This is a genomic window from Isoptericola sp. NPDC019482 (assembly GCF_040632295.1).
Lineage (GTDB): Bacteria > Actinomycetota > Actinomycetes > Actinomycetales > Cellulomonadaceae > Isoptericola.
This window is the reverse complement of sequence record NZ_JBEYBQ010000030.1, coordinates 39,357-56,240: the sequence shown is the minus strand read 5'-3', so window position 1 is coordinate 56,240 and position 16,884 is coordinate 39,357. Positions and strand designations below refer to the sequence as shown.

The 16,884-nt window shown below is 73.1% G+C and carries 15 protein-coding genes; 6 read left to right on the top strand and 9 right to left on the bottom strand.

Annotation, left to right across the window (positions count from 1 at the left end; all coding sequences use genetic code 11):
• Positions 1 to 106: 106 nt before the first annotated feature.
• The 5 genes from ABZ493_RS17000 to ABZ493_RS16980 are packed head-to-tail and all read right to left on the bottom strand — an operon-like array spanning position 107 to position 7,158.
• A complete protein-coding gene (locus ABZ493_RS17000; RefSeq protein ID WP_430583329.1) occupies positions 107 to 2,950 on the bottom strand; it encodes a molybdopterin cofactor-binding domain-containing protein in 2,844 nt (947 codons plus the stop codon).
• Positions 2,947 to 3,825, bottom strand: coding sequence for an FAD binding domain-containing protein (locus ABZ493_RS16995; RefSeq protein WP_430583328.1), 879 nt, complete (start codon positions 3,823 to 3,825; stop codon positions 2,947 to 2,949). The genes ABZ493_RS17000 and ABZ493_RS16995 overlap by 4 nt, the downstream gene beginning before the upstream one ends.
• The gene (locus ABZ493_RS16990; protein WP_430583327.1) at positions 3,816 to 5,042 is read right to left on the bottom strand and encodes an XdhC family protein; all 1,227 of its coding nucleotides are present in this window, start codon (positions 5,040 to 5,042) and stop codon (positions 3,816 to 3,818) included. The genes ABZ493_RS16995 and ABZ493_RS16990 overlap by 10 nt, the downstream gene beginning before the upstream one ends.
• A 60-nt stretch (positions 5,043 to 5,102) precedes the next feature.
• The gene (locus ABZ493_RS16985) at positions 5,103 to 6,581 is read right to left on the bottom strand and encodes an NCS2 family permease (RefSeq protein WP_430583332.1); all 1,479 of its coding nucleotides are present in this window, start codon (positions 6,579 to 6,581) and stop codon (positions 5,103 to 5,105) included.
• 37 nt (positions 6,582 to 6,618) lie between these two features.
• Positions 6,619 to 7,158, bottom strand: a complete 540-nt coding sequence (locus tag ABZ493_RS16980; protein ID WP_430583326.1) for a nucleoside deaminase — start codon at positions 7,156 to 7,158, stop codon at positions 6,619 to 6,621.
• 430 nt (positions 7,159 to 7,588) lie between these two features.
• Here ABZ493_RS16980 and ABZ493_RS16975 point away from each other — a divergent pair, with 430 nt between their 5' ends.
• Both ABZ493_RS16975 and ABZ493_RS16970 read left to right on the top strand, forming a co-directional pair.
• Positions 7,589 to 8,515: a sulfurtransferase gene (locus ABZ493_RS16975; protein ID WP_430583325.1), complete on the top strand. Its 927-nt coding sequence runs from the start codon at positions 7,589 to 7,591 to the stop codon at positions 8,513 to 8,515.
• Positions 8,516 to 8,675: 160 nt separating this feature from the next.
• Positions 8,676 to 9,119 carry a SufE family protein gene (locus ABZ493_RS16970; protein ID WP_430572182.1) on the top strand — a complete coding sequence of 148 codons (444 nt, stop codon included), beginning with the start codon at positions 8,676 to 8,678 and terminating at the stop codon, positions 9,117 to 9,119.
• 28 nt (positions 9,120 to 9,147) lie between these two features.
• Here ABZ493_RS16970 and ABZ493_RS16965 read toward each other — a convergent pair whose 3' ends face one another.
• A complete protein-coding gene (locus tag ABZ493_RS16965) occupies positions 9,148 to 9,558 on the bottom strand; it encodes a zf-TFIIB domain-containing protein (RefSeq protein ID WP_430583324.1) in 411 nt (136 codons plus the stop codon).
• An 80-nt stretch (positions 9,559 to 9,638) separates the two neighbouring features.
• Here ABZ493_RS16965 and ABZ493_RS16960 point away from each other — a divergent pair, with 80 nt between their 5' ends.
• Both ABZ493_RS16960 and ABZ493_RS16955 read left to right on the top strand, forming a co-directional pair.
• Positions 9,639 to 10,025, top strand: coding sequence for a universal stress protein (locus ABZ493_RS16960; protein ID WP_430583323.1), 387 nt, complete (start codon positions 9,639 to 9,641; stop codon positions 10,023 to 10,025).
• Between the two features lie 91 nt (positions 10,026 to 10,116).
• Positions 10,117 to 11,532 carry a sodium:alanine symporter family protein gene (locus ABZ493_RS16955; protein ID WP_430583322.1) on the top strand — a complete coding sequence of 472 codons (1,416 nt, stop codon included), beginning with the start codon at positions 10,117 to 10,119 and terminating at the stop codon, positions 11,530 to 11,532.
• Here ABZ493_RS16955 and ABZ493_RS16950 read toward each other — a convergent pair.
• From ABZ493_RS16950 to ABZ493_RS16940, 3 genes are all read right to left on the bottom strand, one after another.
• Positions 11,486 to 12,793, bottom strand: coding sequence for a DUF2235 domain-containing protein (locus ABZ493_RS16950; protein WP_430583321.1), 1,308 nt, complete (start codon positions 12,791 to 12,793; stop codon positions 11,486 to 11,488). The genes ABZ493_RS16955 and ABZ493_RS16950 overlap by 47 nt on opposite strands.
• A gap of 92 nt (positions 12,794 to 12,885) precedes the next feature.
• On the bottom strand, positions 12,886 to 13,767 hold the full coding sequence (locus tag ABZ493_RS16945; RefSeq protein ID WP_430583320.1) for an NAD(P)-dependent oxidoreductase: 882 nt from the start codon (positions 13,765 to 13,767) through the stop codon (positions 12,886 to 12,888).
• A gap of 157 nt (positions 13,768 to 13,924) precedes the next feature.
• A complete protein-coding gene (locus ABZ493_RS16940; RefSeq protein ID WP_430583319.1) occupies positions 13,925 to 14,656 on the bottom strand; it encodes a DUF4352 domain-containing protein in 732 nt (243 codons plus the stop codon).
• A gap of 179 nt (positions 14,657 to 14,835) precedes the next feature.
• On the opposite strand from ABZ493_RS16940, the gene ABZ493_RS16935 reads away from it, so the two are divergent.
• Positions 14,836 to 16,119: a histidine kinase gene (locus ABZ493_RS16935; protein ID WP_430583318.1), complete on the top strand. Its 1,284-nt coding sequence runs from the start codon at positions 14,836 to 14,838 to the stop codon at positions 16,117 to 16,119.
• Between the two features lie 51 nt (positions 16,120 to 16,170).
• Positions 16,171 to 16,842: a response regulator transcription factor gene (locus ABZ493_RS16930; RefSeq protein ID WP_430583317.1), complete on the top strand. Its 672-nt coding sequence runs from the start codon at positions 16,171 to 16,173 to the stop codon at positions 16,840 to 16,842.
• Positions 16,843 to 16,884: the final 42 nt, after the last annotated feature.

The window sequence follows — 16,884 nt, the reverse complement described above, 5'->3', positions numbered from 1 at the left end:
TAGGAAGCCGAGGGCTCGACCGGCTTGTACAGGAGCGACATCTCGTGGGTCCCGGGGACTATCGGACCGCCGATAGTCCCGGAAATCGCGCTCACAACACCTCGGGTCAGGGCGTCGCGTCTCGCATGCCCAGGTAGACCTTGTCGCGCGCGAGCGGCAGCTCGGTGAACCGCACGCCGGTGGCGGCGCGCAGCGCGTTGGCGAGCGCCGGGGCGACGGGGTTGAACGGGCTCTCGCTCATCGACTTCGCCCCCATCGGTCCGGTGGAGTCGGACGTCTCGGCGAAGTACACCTCGCTGCGCGGCACGTCCGCGAACGTGGGCAGGTGGTACTGGCGGAAGATGTCGGTCGTGACGCGGCCGGCGTCGTCGACCACGACGTCCTCGTAGAGCGCCGCACCGAGGGCCTGCGCGATGCCGCCCTCGACCTGGCCGCGGCACTGGCGCGGGTTGACGACCTCGCCGGCGTCCGCGGCCTGCACGCTCTGCAGGATGCGGATCTCGCCGGTGCCGCGGTGCACGGCCACGCGGAAGCCGTGCACGTTGAACGCGACGGACCGGGGCGTGCCGCCCCAGCGCCCCTCGGCCTCGAGCCGGACGCCGGCAGCCTCGGCGTGCCGGGCCACCTCCGCGAGGGGCACGACGCCGCCCGCGCACTCCACGCCGCCGGGCACCAGGCGACAGTCGGCCGGCGCCGTCCCGGTGAGCGACGACGCCACCACGCGCACCCGCTCCGCGAGCTCGGTCGCCGCCGCGAGCGACGCCTTGCCCGCCACCACGGTGCCGGTGGACCCGAAGGCGCCGGTGTCGTGCTCCACGAGGTCCGTGTCGGACTGCTTGACGACGACGTCCGCGGCCCGCTGCCCCAGCGCGCTGGCCACGAGCTGCGCATGCACGGTCGTGGTGCCGTTGCCGAACTCGGCGGTGCCGACCTCGGCCTCGACCATGCCGTCCGGGCGCAGCCGGGCGCGGGCGTGCGCCACGTGCCCGCGCGGCGGAACCGTGTCGATCATCGACAGGGCGGTGCCCTCGCCGATGCCCCACTCGTCTCCGAGCCAGGGTCGCGTCGGGTCGGCGGGGTCGGCTCCGTACGCCGCGACGTCGCGCGCGCGGCCGCGGGCGAGCGCGTCGTCGGCCAGCTCGATGCACTGGTCGAGGCCGTAGCTGCCGTACAGCACGTCCTCCTCCGGCTCGGGCGCGGTGGACAGCATCGGCACGCCCGGGTGCACCACGTTGCGGCGGCGCAGGTCGAGCGGGTCGAGGCCGAGCCGCCGGGCCAGCTCGTCCATCGCGGACTCGACGGCGAAGATCATCTGGCTCAGCCCGTACCCACGGAACGCGCCCGACGGCAGCGTGTGGGTGTACACGGCGTGCGCGTCGACCTTCTTGTTCGCGCAGGAGTAGACGGCGATCGACTCGCCGCAGCCGTGGAACATCACGCCCGGCCCGTGGTTTCCGTACGCGCCGGTGTTGCTCAGCACGTCGAGGTGCAGCGCGGTCAGCGTGCCGTCGCGGCGGGCGCCGGCGCGCACCCGGATGCGGAACGGGTGCCGGGTCGTCGTGCCGACGAACGTGTCGGTGCGCGTGAGCTCGAGCTGCACCGGCCGGCCGAGCCGCAGCGCGGCGAGGCCCGCGACGTCCTCGACCAGCACCTCCTGCTTGCCGCCGAACCCCCCGCCCACGCGCTCGCACACCACGCGCACGCGGTCCATGGGCAGGTCCAGCACGCGCGCGAGGTGGCGCCGCGCGAGGAAGGGCACCTGGGTCGAGGACCGCACCACGAGCCGGCCGTCGTCGTCGAACGACGCGATCGCCGCGTGCGTCTCGAGCGCCGCGTTCTGCACCCGCTGCGTGCGGTAGGTGGCCTCGTGCACGACGTCGGCCTCCGCGAGGCCCGCCTCGACGTCACCCAGCTCGCTGTGCAGCTCGGCGACGACGTTCGCGTCCGGCCGCGAGACCCGCGCGGTCGCGGCGTCGAGGTCCGGGTGCACGAGCGGTGCGCCGGGGAGCATCGCCTGTTCGGGGTCGATCAGCGCGGGCAGCACCTCGTACTCGACGCGCAGCCGGCGCACGCCCTCCTCCGCGGCGGCCACCGAGTCGGCGACGACGGCGGCGACGCGCTGCCCCACGAAGCGGACCACGTCGTCGAGGATGCGCGTGTCGTCCGGGTCGTCCGTCCACAGCTCGTGCTGGGCCGTGCTGAACCGGACGGCGGGCGCGTCCTCGTGCGTGAGTACCGCGTGGACCCCGGGCACGGCGAGCGCGTCGGAGGCGTCGATCGACAGGATGCGCGCGTGCGCGTGCGGCGACCGCGCCAGCTTGATGTGCAGCAGGCCCGGGTACGCCTCCGGGTCGACGTCGAGCGTGTAGCGCACCTGGCCGGTGACCACGCCGCGGCTCGCGGGGGCGGGCTCCGAGGTGCCGAACGCCGTGCCGCAGCCGCCGATCGTCTCGGCGTTCTCGGTGCCCCGCACCGCGTCCTCGATCGCCCGGTACCCGGTGCACCGGCACAGGTTGCCCTTGAGGTTGCGGGGCAGGTTCGCGCGCTGGTCGTCGTCGAAGGTCGCCGCCGTCATGATCATGCCGGCGGTGCAGAAGCCGCACTGGAAGCCCTGCGCGTCGTGGAACCGCTGCTGCACGGGGTGCAGCCCGTCCGCCGTCGGCTCGTCGGCCGCGGCCGCGAGGCCCCCGATCGTCGTCACCTCGCGCCCGGCGGCGCGCCGCGCCGGGTAGACGCAGCTGTGCACGGGGACCCCGTCGACGTGCACCGTGCACGCCCCGCAGTCGCCCCCGTCGCACCCCTTCTTGACGCCGAGCGAGCCCTGCTCGCGCAGGAACGTGCGCAGGCACTGGCCGGCGCGCGGCACGGCGCCCACGTCGCGGCCGTCCACGCGGAGCACGGGCGAGGCGCCCGGGGCGAGGGTCGTGGGGCGGGTGGTCGCGTCGGTCATCGCCGGCCTCCGTCGGTGGTGCTGTCGAGCAGCTCGCTGGTCAGCTCGGTGCGGATCTCCTCCGCGAGCCGGTAGGTCATGTCGCGGCGCCACGCGGGCAGGCCGTGGATGTCGTCGTGGTAGAGGTCGGACGGGATGGCAGCGTCGATCGCGGCGGCCAGTCCCGCGGCGCCGGGGTGCGCACCGGCGGGGAACCGCAGCTGCACGGGCCGGCGCGTCGAGGCGGTCACGGTGATGACGAGCTCGCCGCCGTCGTCGGGCGTGTCGAGGCGCCCGATCAGCAGCACGCCGGAGCGGCCGAGGTTCGTCAGCGACAGGCGGCGGAACGCCGTCCGGGACCGCAGCGCGGCGGCTGGGACCCGGATCGCGCGCAGCAGCTCGCCCGGGACGAGGGTGTTGCGCATCTCGCCCGTCACGAGCTCGGCCACCGGCTGGGCGCGCCGCGAGCCGCCCGGGCCCCACACCTCGGCGACGCCGTCGAGGGCCGCGGTCAGCGACGTCATCGGACCCGCGGGCAGCGACGTCGCGACGTTGCCGCCGACGGTCGAGGTGTTCCAGATCTTGAACGACGCGACGAACGCGTCGCAGCACGGGCGCACGAGGTCCAGCGCGCGCCAGGTGCCGCGCACCGGCGCCGACGCGGCGGCCTCCGGGAAGGCGTACAGCTCGGCGACCGTGCACGTCGCGGCGATCTCGAGCCCGTCGTCGGTCACCGTGAGCGCGGGCCAGCCGGCGCTCGTGACGTCGAGCAGGCGGCGCAGCGTCTGACTGCCGTAGGAGAACAGGACGGTGCCGCCGGCCAGCCACGCGTCGCCCTCGCGCCAGTCGGCGGGGTCGGCGGTGGGGACCAGGTCGGTGACGGTGTTCAGGTCCACCGGTGGTGCTCCTTGCTGTGCGTGGTTCGGGGTGTGTCCGGTACTGCGTGCAGCGGCCCGTCGGTGCTGCTCAGCGGGACGGCGGCGGCGCGGCCGTAGCGCACCGCGACGAGCTCGGCGACGACGGACACGGCCACCTCCTCCGGCGTCACCGCCCCAAGGTCGAGCCCGATCGGCGAGCGCAGCCGGGCCAGCCGGTCGGGGGTCACGCCCTCGTCGTCCAGGGCCTGCATCCGCTGGGCGTGGGAGCGGCGCGAGCCCATCGCGCCGACGTACGCGAGCGGGAGCCCGAGCGCGAGCCGCAGGGTCGGGACGTCGAACTTCACGTCGTGGGTGAGGACGGCGACGGCGGTGCGGGCGTCGAGCCGCCCGGCGGCGGCCTCGGCGGCCAGGTACCGGTCGGGCCAGTCCACGACCACCTCGTCGGCCTGCGGGAACCGGCGCGGCGCGGCGAACACCTCGCGGGCGTCGACGAGCGTCACGCGGTACCCGAGCAGGTGCACGGCGCGCACGAGCGCGCCGGCGAAGTCGTTGGCGCCGACGACGACGAACCGCGGCGGCGGCAGGCGCGTCTCGACCAGCAGCGTCACGGGCTCCTCGGGGACGCCGTCGTCGCACGCTCCGTCGGGAACGCCGGGGGCGGCGTGGACCGTGGCGGCGCCGCCCGCCCGCAGCACGGCCGCGACCTGCGCGGACACCGCGGGCAGCGCGCCGTCGTCGACCAGCCCCCGCAGCGGGTTGTCAGAGCCAGGTGGGGCCATACCACCCTGTGGCTCTGACAGGTCGTCGAGGAGGACTGCGGTGGGGCGCGCGACGTCGAGGCGGCGCACGAGCGCGGCGGGCGCGTCCCGGCCCGCGACGAGGCGGGCGAGCGCGACGGCGGCGGGATCGCCGTCCTCGCCGGGACGCACGGGCTGCACGTGCACCTCGAGGCTGCCGCCACAGGTGAGCCCGACGGCGAACGCGTCGTCGTCGGAGTAGCCGAAGGTCTCGCGGTGGCACTCGCCGACGGCGATCGCGTCGAGCGCGGCCGCGTGCACGGCCGCCTCCACGCACCCGCCGGAGAGGCTGCCGACGACGGCGCCGTCGGCGCGCACGGCCATCGCCGTGCCGACGGGCCGCGGCACCGAGCCGGACGCGCCGACCACCGTCGCGACGGCGAACGGCTGCGCGCCGGGCTCGAGCCACTCGGCCAGGTGGTCAGCCAGGGTGAGCATCTGGGTCCTTCCCCGTCGGTCGGGCCTGCCGGGTCGCGGCAGGCCCGACCGACGTTGCCGTCAGGCGCCGAGCGCCGCCGAGAGCGGGCCGCGCACGAAGTACACGAGGAAGCCCGCGGCGACCACCCACAGCAGCGGGTGCACGTCGCGCGCCCGGCCGCAGGCGAACCGCAGCAGCACCCACGTGATGAAGCCGATCCCGATCCCGTTGGCGATGGAGTACGTCAACGGCATCGTCACGACCGTGAGGAACACCGGCAGGGCGACGGAGAAGTCGCCCAGGTCGATCTCCTTGATCTCTCGCATCATCATCGCGCCGACCACCACGAGGGCGCCGCTGGCGACCTCGATCGGCACGACGGCGGTGAGCGGCGTGAGGAACATGGCCACCAGGAACAGGCCGCCCGTCACGACCGACGCCAGGCCGGTGCGCGCCCCCTCGCCGACCCCCGCCGCCGAGTCGACGAACACGGTGTTCGAGGACGACGACGTCGCGCCGCCCACGACGGCGCCCACGCCCTCGACGACCAGCGCCGACTTGATCTTCGGGAAGTTCCCGTCCCGGTCGGCGAGCCCGCCCTGCTTGGCGAGGCCCGTCATCGTGCCCATCGCGTCGAAGAAGTTCGTGAAGAACAGCGTGAACACGAGCATCGTGGCCGCGAGCGCCCCGATGCGGTCGAAGGCGCCGAAGCTGAACTGGCCGAGCAGGGACAGGTCGGGCACGGAGACCAGCGAGTCCGGCAGCGCGGGTACCGACAGGTGCCAGCCGCCCGGGTTGTCGTCGCTCGCCGGCCCGAGCTGGAGCACCGCCTCGACGACGATCGCCACGACGGTGGTGCCGACCAGGCCGATGAGCAGCCCGCCCTTGACCCCGCGGGACACGAGGATCCCCATGAGCAGCAGGCCGAGGACGAAGATCATCGTCGGCACGGTGGTGATCGACCCGCCGTCGCCGAGCTGCACGGGCGGGCCGCCCGGCGTGCGGGTGACGAAGCCGGCGTCGACGAAGCCGATGAAGGCGATGAACAGGCCGATACCGACCGTGATGGCCGCCTTGAGCTGGCGCGGGACGGCGTTGAAGATCGCCGACCGCGCGCCGGTGACGGCGAGCAGCACGATCAGCAGGCCGTTGATGAGCACGAGGCCCATCGCCTCGGGCCAGGTGACGTCGCCCACCACGGCGACGGCGAGGAACGAGTTGATCCCCAGCCCGGCCGCGAGCGCGAACGGGAGGTTCGCGACGAGGCCGAACAGGATGGTCAGCACGCCCGCGGCGAGGCCGGTGACGGCGCCCACCTGCGCCGTCACGAGCCAGCCGCCCGCGACGTCGACCGGGGCGTTCTCGGCGCTGGTGCCGCCGAGGATGAGGGGGTTGAGGATGACGATGTACGCCATCGCGAAGAAGGTCACCAGGCCGCCACGGATCTCGCGCCCCGTGGTGGAGCCTCGTTCGGTGATCTTGAACAGCCGCTCCAGCAGGCCGCGGCCGGCGGTGGAGGGCGTCTCGTCGTTCTCGGCGGTGTCCCGCCGCGTTCCCAGGATGGTCACGTCGTCGTGTCCTTTCCGGCCCGCATGCTCAGTAGTCGATGCGGGTCTCGAGGACACGCCACGCGTCGAACGGCGCGACGGCGCTGCCGGTGCGCTCGTGGCGCACGGTCATGACCCCGCCTGCGGTCCGGGTCTCGGGTGAGGCGGCGAAGAAGTCGTAGAACACGGCGTCGTCGAACCCGGCGGCGGCCGCGTCGTGGCGGTCGGCGGCGAAGTAGACGGCGTCCACGCGCGCCCAGAGAGCGGAGGCGAGGCACATGGGGCACGGCTCGCAGCTCGAGTAGAGGACGGCCCCCGACAGGTCGAAGGTGCCGAGCTCGGCGCAGGCCCGACGGATGGCGGTGACCTCCGCGTGCGCGGTGGGGTCGTTGTCCTGGGTGACGCGGTTGTTGCCTTCGATGACGCGGCCGTCACGGGTGACGACGACGGCGCCGAAGGGGCCGCCCGCGCTCGCCACGCTGTCGACGGCCAGGGAGACGGCCTTCTCGAGGTGTGCTGCGGCCGGATGGACGGCGGGAGCGACGGCCGTCCTGGGTGCCTGGGTGTTGATCACGGCATTGCGGTCCATGGTGAGTCTCCACGGTTCGGGCAGCGGCCCCCGGGTGCTCGGGTCCGTCGGCCCCTCGAGGTCCCGGTGGAGACCGGGCGCTCGGCGGGTCGCTGCAGGCGAGTTGTCCTTCATGCCGCCTGGTAGATAGCTGCCGGTGTCGGATCGATCTCGTCGATCACCGCACGGGTGTCGACATCGACTCCCGTACGGCCCGGGCCCGCCGTAGGCAAGCGCGACGCTAGCACCCAGTGACGGACACCACAAGGATTTCGGAATTGCATTTCCGTATCGCGGGCGTTTCGTCGCGATGAACACAGTCTCGCATCGTGGTCCCACATGATGGACACGGGCTGTCCCTGCTGGTGGTGAAGTTCCTAGAGTGTCCAAGGACCCGAGTGGTCGCGACCCACCGCACCCGGCGCGCCCACGCCGCACAGATGGAGGAACCATGCCCGCACCCACCGACCCGACGCCGCGCCTCGCCGAGTACGCGCACCCCGAGCGCCTCGTCACGACGTCGTGGCTCGCCGAGAACCTCGACACGCCGGGCCTGGTGGTCGTGGAGTCCGACGAGGACGTCCTGCTCTACGAGACCGGCCACATCCCCGGCGCCGTGAAGATCGACTGGCACACCGACCTGCTGCAGCCGGTCGAGCGCGACTACCTCGACGGCGCCGGCTTCGCCGACCTGCTCGAGAGCCGCGGCATCTCCCGCGACACGACGATCGTGCTGTACGGCGACAAGAACAACTGGTGGGCCGCGTACACGGCCTGGGTGTTCACCCTGTTCGGTCACGAGGACGTCCGCCTGCTCGACGGCGGCCGCAACCTGTGGGTGGCCGAGGGCCGCGAGCTCACCACCGACGTGCCTGCCCCCGCCCGCGGCGACTACCCCGTCGTCGAGCGCGACGACTCGACCTTCCGCGCCTTCAAGGAGGACGTGCTGGACCACCTGGGCAACGGCCCCCTGGTGGACATCCGCTCCCCGCAGGAGTTCTCCGGCGAGCGCCTGCACATCCCGGACTACCCGGAGGAGGGCGTGCTGCGCGGCGGGCACATCCCGTCGGCCCGCAACGTCCCCTGGGCCACCGCGGTCTCCGAGGACGGCACCTACAAGACCCGCGCCGAGCTCGAGGCGATCTACCAGGAGGGCGGCCTCGGCCTCACCGCCGGCGACTCCGTGATCACGTACTGCCGCATCGGCGAGCGCTCCAGCCACACCTGGTTCGCGCTGCGCTACCTGCTCGGCATCGACGACGTGCGCAACTACGACGGCTCCTGGACCGAGTGGGGCAACGCCGTGCGCGTCCCGATCGTCGCGGGCGCCGAGCCGGGCGAGGTCCCCGCGGGCGTCAAGCAGCGGCAGGCCGCCTGACCCACCCCCTGCGCGAGGTGGTTCGGGCCCGGTGAGGTAGTTCCCCGCTCGCCGAGGTAGTGGTCCAGTCCACTACCTCGGCGAGCGCGGAACTACCTCGGGCCGTCTCGAACTGTCTCGCGCGAACTCGAGCCACCCCGCGCTGAGCGAGACTGGAGCCATGACCGACGCCGCCACCCTGCCCGAGCCGCTCGCCGAGATCCGCGAGGAGTTCCTCGCCCTGCCCGAGCGCGAGCGGCTGCAGCTGCTGCTCGAGTTCTCGCGCGAGCTGCCGGGGCTGCCCCCGCGCTACGAGAGCGCGCCCGGCCTGCTCGAGGCGGTCGAGGAGTGCCAGTCCCCCGTGCGCGCGTTCGCGGAGGTCGACGGCGACGTCGTGCACTTCTACGCGACCGCCCCGCAGGAGGCGCCGACCACCCGCGGGTTCGCGTCGATCCTCGCCCAGGGGCTGTCCGGGCTCTCGGCCCAGCAGGTGCTGGACGTGCCCGACGACTTCCCGCTGATGATCGGGCTCACCCGCGCGGTCAGCCCGCTGCGCCTCAACGGTATGGCCGGCATGCTCACGCGCGCCAAGCGGCAGGTGCGCGAGCAGCTCGCCGCCGCCTGACGCACCCGCCGCCGCGGTCTCGGGCCCGTCAGAAGTCGAACAGGTCCCCGAGGAACGAGTCCTTCTTCTTGCGCTTGCGGTAGCGGGGGTCGTACCCGCGGTCGTCATACCTCTTGTCGTCGTAGCGCTTGTCGTCATAGCGACGGTCGTCGTAACGCTTGTCGTCGTAGCGCTTGTCGTCATAGCGACGGTCGTCGTAACGCTTGTCGTCGTAGCGGCGCTCGTCGTACGACGCCGGGTAGGGCGGGCCCGGGGAGGCCGGCGCGGGCGGCACAGGCCCGCGCGCCTCGGCGGCGATCTCCGACTCGAGGGACCGTTCGATGATCTTGTCGAGCTCACCCCGGTCGAGCCACACGCCCCTGCACTGCGGGCAGTAGTCGATCTCGATCCCCTTGCGCTCGGACATCACGAGGACGGACTGGTCGTGGGGGCACTGCATGATGCGCTGCTCCTTCGTCGGCTGGTGAGGTCAACGGGTCGGACCGGCGCGAGGTTCCCTCCGTGTGCGAGAGTGTGCGCATGACGGTGCTCGTGGCCTACAACCCGTCGCCCCACGGTGAGGCGGCCGTCCGGACGGCGATCGCGGAGGCGTCCCGACGGGGGCTCCCCCTGCACGTGGTCCACCTCGCACGGTCGGACGACCCTGCGGACGGCGACCCGCTCGACGGCCTGCTCGCCGAGGCGGGGCAGAGCATCGAGGTCCAGCCGGTCACCCGGCGACCCTCCGGCACCGAGCCCGCGGACGCGATCCTCGACGCCGCCGACTCCTCCGGCGCGACGCTCGTCGTCCTCGGCTCCCGCAAGCGCTCCAGCGCGGGCACGTTCCTCGTCGGGACGACGACGCAGCGGGTGCTGCTCGACTCCCCCGTCCCGGTGCTCGTCGTCAAGGACGCCTACGACTCCTGAGCACTCCCCGGCAGGGCCTCGCGTCCGCCGACCCCCAACACGCGCGAGACCGCGCTGCGGGTGAAAGTGCCGCCGGGTTACGGTGCGCGGCGTGGATTCTTTCGCTGACTTCATCGCGGCAGCCAGCTCCTTCGTCTGGGGCCCGTTCCTGCTGATCCCGTTGCTCCTGGGCACGGGCCTGTACCTCACGATCCGGCTCAAGGGCCTGCAGTTCCGCAAGCTCGGGCCCGCCCTACGCCTCGGCCTGCTGCAGCGCAAGGAGGCCTCGGGGGGCGAGGGCGACGGCGAGGGCGACATCTCGCACTACCAGGCGCTGACCACCGCGCTCGCCGCCACGGTCGGCGTCGGCAACATCGCCGGCGTCGCGACCGCGATCGGCATCGGCGGTCCGGGCGCCCTGTTCTGGATGTGGGTCACCGGCCTGCTGGGCATGGCGTCGAAGTACTCCGAGGCGTTCCTCGGCTCGAAGTTCCGCGTCGTCGACGAGAAGGGCGAGCAGCGCGGCGGGCCGCAGGAGTACCTCAAGCGGGGCATCCGCGGGCCGCTGGGCAAGATCCTCGCCGTCGCGTTCGCCGTCTTCGCCGCGCTCGCCGCGTTCGGCATCGGCAACATGACGCAGACCAACACGATCGCGCAGTCCCTGGACGACACGTTCGGCGTCCCGCCGCTGGCCACCGGTATCGTCATCGTGCTGTTCGTGGGTGTGGTGCTGCTCGGCGGCATCAAGCGGATCGGCGCGGTCACCGCGTCGTTCGTGCCGGCGATGATCGTCTTCTACATCGTGGCCGGGCTGCTGGTGCTCGGCGCGAACGTCACCGCGATCCCCGACGCGTTCGCCCTCGTGTTCACGGACGCCTTCACCGGCACCGCGGCCACCGGCGGCTTCGTCGGCTCCACCGTCGCCCTCGCCCTGCAGTACGGCGTCGCGCGAGGCCTCTTCTCGAACGAGTCGGGCCTGGGCTCGGCCGCGATCGTCGCCGCCGCGGCCAAGACGCACCACCCGGTCCGGCAGGGCCTGGTGTCCATGACGCAGACCTTCATCGACACGATCATCGTCGTGTCGTTCACGGGCCTCGTCATCATCACGTCCGGCGCGTGGACGTCGGGCGAGGAGGGCGCCGCGATGACGTCGACGGCGATGTCGTCCGGCCCGCTCGCGCAGTTCGGCGGCGCGGTGGTCGCGATCGCCGTCGTCTTCTTCGCGCTCTCGACGGTGATCGGGTGGGCGTACTACGGCGAGCGGTGCGCCACCTCGCTCTTCGGGATCAAGGTGTCGCTGCCGTACCGTGCGATCTTCACGCTCGTCTGCCTCGTGGGCGCCGTCTGGGAGCTGGACCTCGTGTGGGGCGTGGCCGACGTCCTCAACGGGCTCATGGCACTGCCCAACCTCGTCGGGCTGCTCCTGCTGTCCGGGCTGATCGCGCGGGAGACGAAGGCCTACCTCGCGAAGGACCCCGACCTCACCGACCCGCCGGCAGCGCTCGAGGACTTCGCACGGGCCCGATGACGGCGTCGCCCGGCACGACGAACGGGCGCAGGTCGCCGCGCGCGGCGTCCACCTGCTCGACCGGGACGCGCTCCACGCCCCCGGCCTCACTGATCCACCAGCCGAGGTTGGGGGCGAGCGCGGCATAGCCGTCGTCCAGGACGTGCCGCAGCACGGTGTCCGCGAGCCGCACGCCGTCGCGCCATGTCCCCACGACGTCGTGCGCGGGCAGGGCGAGCACGCGCAGCCCGCGGCGGAAGACGACGCGGCCGTCGACCCGCTCGTAGCGGGGCCGCACGCGGGTGACCGCGTTGAGGATGCGGAACGGCCACGGCGGCGCCTGGTCCAGGACCAGGGCGGCGCGCGGGGTGAGCTGGCGCGCGAGCCGGCGCTCGTCGAACTGCACGCCCACGGCCCGCATCTCGGCGGCCATCCACTGCAACGCCAGGTCGGACAGGCCGCAGCGCGAGCCTCCGCCGCCCACGTCGCCGTGGGTGCCGGGGAACCACACCTGCTCCACGCGGCCGGGCGGGTCGTCGTCGGGCACGGTCCACAGGCACGGCGCGAAGGTCAGGCGACGCTCGTCGATCGCGAGCGCCTGCCGCGCGGTGAGCACGGCGGGCCCGAGGGAGACGTCGTGGAAGCGGTTCTTGCGGCGGGACGGGCCAGGGACGCCCAGCGCGCCGACGGTGTCGAAGACCCCCAGGAAGCGGACGGGGACCTCGACCCCGTGCTCCGCGCGGAACGCCTTCTTCTCCGCCCGGATCTCGTCGCCGCGCCGCAGCACCGCCTCCGCCCGACGGTGCCGCCACGACCCCGGTCGTGTCCGCGCCACGGTGCGCTCCGCCCGCGCGACGCGGCGCGCCGTCGGCGGCTTGAGGCGGTAGACGCGCTCCGCCTCGCACAGCAACCCGGCGTCCTGGGCCTCCACGGTCAGCAGGCCCACCTGCGACAGCATCCCCACGACGCTGCGCGCCGTGTACGCCCCGCGGGAGTAGCCGAGGACGACGATCTCGTCGCCGGGCTCGTAGTTCATGGCCAGGAACCGGTAGCCGTCCACCACGTTGCGGGTGAACCCGTACCCGAACGCGCCGCCCAGCAGCTGGTCGACCAGGTATCCGCGGGCGCCGACGCCCGCCACGTAGCCGACGATCTGCTCGACGTCCGGGTCGGCGCTCCCGCCGGAGCGCAGCACGGAGCGCGCGAGCTTCTCGATGTTGGAGACCTGCGGGTTCACCGCGTGGCTCCACGTCCCGTCGCAGCACAGCACCAGTCGCTTCATCGTCGTCCCCTCCATGTACCTCGGAGGGTGGCAGGGGACCGCTGATACGACGAGCGTTCACGCCGTCGCGCAATGTCCCGGCGGGGTGCGGGTCAGACGACGACGCGGATGACGGCGCTGTGGTCCAGCTCGGCGTCGCCGCGGTCCACCATCCGCTGGTACCGGTCGCGCGCGACCTCCGTCAGGGCCGTGTCGACACCGAGCCGCTGCCCGGCCGCGAGGCCGAACTCGAGGTCCTTGAGCTGGGTGCGGCACGCGGCGCCGTCCGCGTAGTCGCGCGAGAGGTAGCGCCGCGACTTGTCCGTGAGCACCTGCGAGCCGGCCAGCCCGGCGCCCAGCACCTCCAGCACGGTGGCGAGGTCCAGGCCGCCCGCCTGCGCGATGGCGACCGCCTCGGCCAGCGCATTGAGCGTGCCGCCCACGACGATCTGGTTGCACGTCTTGGTGAGCGAGCCCGAGCCGACCGCGCCGACGTGGCGCACCGTCGAGCCCATCGCCTCCAGCACCGGCCGGACCGTCGCGAGGTCGTCGTCCGACCCGCCCGCCATGATGCTGAGGCTGCCGGCCACCGCTCCCTCGACGCCGCCGCTCACGGGCGCGTCGACCAGGCGGATGCCGTCGGCGGCGAGCTCCTGCGCCCATGCCGTGACCTCGACCGGGCTCACCGTGCTCATCACGACCAGCACCGGGTCGGCGGTCTGGGCGGACCGCCACCCCTCCCGCAGCCCGTCCGGCCGGTCGACGACGTCCCGCACCTGCGGCAGGTCCGGCAGCATCACGACGACCACGGGCCGCGCCGCCTCGCTCGGCGTCGCGGCGACCGTCGCGCGCGGCTCGCCGTCGGCGACCGCCTCCGCCTTCGCGGCGGTCCGGTTCCACAGCGCGACGTCGAACCCCGCCGCCAGCAGGTTCCGCGCCATCGGCGCCCCCATCGGCCCCGTGCCGACGAACCCGATCCTCTGTTCCGAAGACACCCATGACCTTTCGCCGGCGCTCCATCGCCGCGACCCGTTGTCGCGGTGGTGTCAGGCTATCGATGGGCAAGCAGGGATCCAGCGCGGGGCCACAGGACGAAACGAGCCCGGGCCACGTGAGATCACCTCGCGGGGCCGGGCTCGATCGTCTATCGGCTCAGTCCAGGTCGACTGTTGCACCACCGGAGAACGCCGAGTCGTGGAGCTCGATCGAATCGAGGTCCGCCTTCGTCGGCACGTCGAAGACGACGACCCCTTCCACGGTGTTGCCGGGGTTGATTTCGCTGAGCAGCGACTCCGCCTCGTCGAGGTAGATCGCGGCCTCGGTGTCAGCGGAGTACTGCTTCCCTTCGCTGTCATGCAGGTACTGGTTGTCGCCCATGAAGTACTGAGCCTCGTCACCGATGTTCTCGACCTTCATGTGGACCAGGACGAACTGACCCTGCGCTTCCTCACCGAAGTACTGGTCACCGACGCTCGAGACACCGTCCTCGACGTCCGTCACCGTGAACTCGAACTTGCCGTCGCGAACCGTGTCCCCGATCCCCACGGTCGTCTCAGCGGTGGCGGCTTCGTCAGACGTCGTCTCCGTCGAGACCTGGTCGTCTGCACCCGAGGCTTCGGTTGCGTCGGCCTGCTCCACCGCCGGCGCCTGGCCCTCGGCAGCGGCGGGCTCGTCGCCACCGCTTCCCATCGCGCCGCCGACCACGCCGAGGACCGCGACGGCCCCGACGCCAGTGAGGACCTTGTGCCGCGCGAACCAGTTCTTGTTGGCCTTGGCGGTGGCCTTCGCCTCACGAGCGCGCCGGTTGAGTTCGGCCTGGCTCGTGGGCTGCTCCGGCGAAGGCCCAGTGGGCTGCGGACCCGGGGGCGGGAACTGCTCGGTCATCATTGCTCCTTGTTTAAGGGACGAGGCTTGCGCTCGTACGACTTCAAGGCTCGCGCGAGGTCTGCCCGCCAGACATCGCCCGATCAGGCACTCCGCGTTGCCCGATCGGGTCGTCGTTGCCGCCGCTCTGCAGCCCCGTCCGGCCGACACGGAACCGCCCGCCGCCGTACTGTCGACGCATGTTCGCTCGAGCGACCGGTGCTCCGGGCCGCGACGACGAGGCGGGAACCGGCCGCGCCGCCGTCCTGCGCTGGGCGTCGGTGGCCGGAACGGTGGTCGCTGTAGCGGTGTCAGCGGCGAGCACGCTCGTGGCGGTGGCGCTTGCGTCGCGCGCGGCGGCGCCGACCAGTGCGCTGCACCCCACGTTGTACGTCGTGAGCGCCGTTGTCGGGCTCGCGTTGGCGGGACTGCTGGTGTGGAGGTGGCGGTACCCGGTCGCACTGTGCCTCGGAGCCTCGGCCTGCTCGATCCTGCTCCCGCTGGACGCTTCGGCGGCGCTCCTCGCCCTCCCGTGGGTGCTGGCCACCGGTGCCGTCCGCACCTGCCTGACGGCGGCGGGAGCGACGACGGCGGCCACGGCCGCGTCGCTCGCGCGCGATGCGCTGCGCGACCACGAGGCGCAGGTGCTCGTGAGCGTCGACGAGCAGATCCGCGTCCTGTCCTCCGATCCGGCCGCGGCTGCCTACGTCGTCGTCGGGATCGGCCTGCTGGGCGTGTCCGTCGCGGCCGGTCTCGTCCGCCGGGCGCAGCTGGCCGCCGAGCGCTCCCGTGATGAGCAGCAGGCGGCGGCTGCCGCAGCGGCCGTCCTGCGTGACCAGGCAGGGCGGCAGGACGAGCGCCGTCTCATCGCCCGCGAGGTCCACGACACGGTGGCGCACCACGTCGCCGAGATCTCGCTGCAGGCGTCAGCCCTCGAGGTCACGAGCACCGACGACCCGGCGGCGGCGCGGGCGGCGCGCGAGATGCGCAGCTCGGCGCAGCAGGCCATCCGGGAGCTGCGTTCGCTGGTGACCACGCTGCGCTCGGGCGACCCCGTGACCGGGTTCCCCGGGTCGACTCTCGACGACCTGCGGCCCCTGGTCGACCGGATGGCCGAGGACGATCCCCGGAACACCGCGACGGTGTCCGTCTCGGAGGGTCAGGACGCCGCTCCCACCCTGGTCCGGGCGACCTTCCGCGTCGTGCAGGAGGCGGTCACCAACGCCCACAAGCACGCGCACGACGAACCGGTCGACATCCGCGTCGACGCCTCCCCGGAGCTCGGGGTGGACATCATGGTGCGCAACCGTCTGCCGGACACCGGCGAGAGGAGGGACCGCGGCCCTGCCGTACCCGGGACGGGATCCGGGCTGCTCGGCATGCACGAGCGGGCCGACGCCGTCGGCGGCACCCTCTTCGCCGGCCGGGAGCAGGGGTCGTTCGTCGTGCGCGCCCACCTGCCGTGGGTCGCCCGCGAGTCGTGACCCGGGTGCCCGCCCGGCGAACTCCGGCGCCCGGGGCTATCGTTCGCAGGCATGGAGGTCCGAGTCCTCGTGGTCGACGACGACCCGATGGTGCGGCGGCTCCTCACGACCGTGCTGGCCGCCCAGGGCATCGACGTCGTCGGCGAGGCGACCGACGGCGACGAGGTCGTGCCGGCCGTCGCCGCGCACCGACCCGACGTCGTCCTCATGGACCTGCACATGCGCCGCACCGGCGGCCTCGAGGCCATCCGCGAGCTGCGCCGGCGGCCGCAGCCGCCGGCCGTGATCGCGCTGACGTCGTTCGGCACCGACGAGACGGTGGTCGAGGCCCTCGCGGCGGGCGCCCAGGGCTTCCTCGGCAAGGACGACGACCCCGAGCACATCGCCGCTCACGTGCGCGACGTCGCCAGCGGTGCCGGCGCTCTCGACCACGAGTCGGCGGCAGCCGTCATCCGCCACCTGGGCGGCACCCGACGCCTCGACACGCGTCGCGCCGAGGCACGCCAGGCGCTCGACGCGCTCACGGCACGTGAGCAGGAGATCGCCTCGTTCCTGCCGCACGGGCTGTCGAACCGCGCGATCGGTCAGCGACTCTTCCTGTCCGAGTCGACGGTGAAGGCACACCTGGGGCGCGCGATGGCAAAGCTCGACCTCGGGTCGCGCGAGCAGCTCGCTGTGCTGGTCGACCGGGCCGGCGCGACCTCACCGGGCGCCGGCCCCTGACGTTGAACTCGACGAGCCGACCCTTGGCGGTTCTGACGGGGA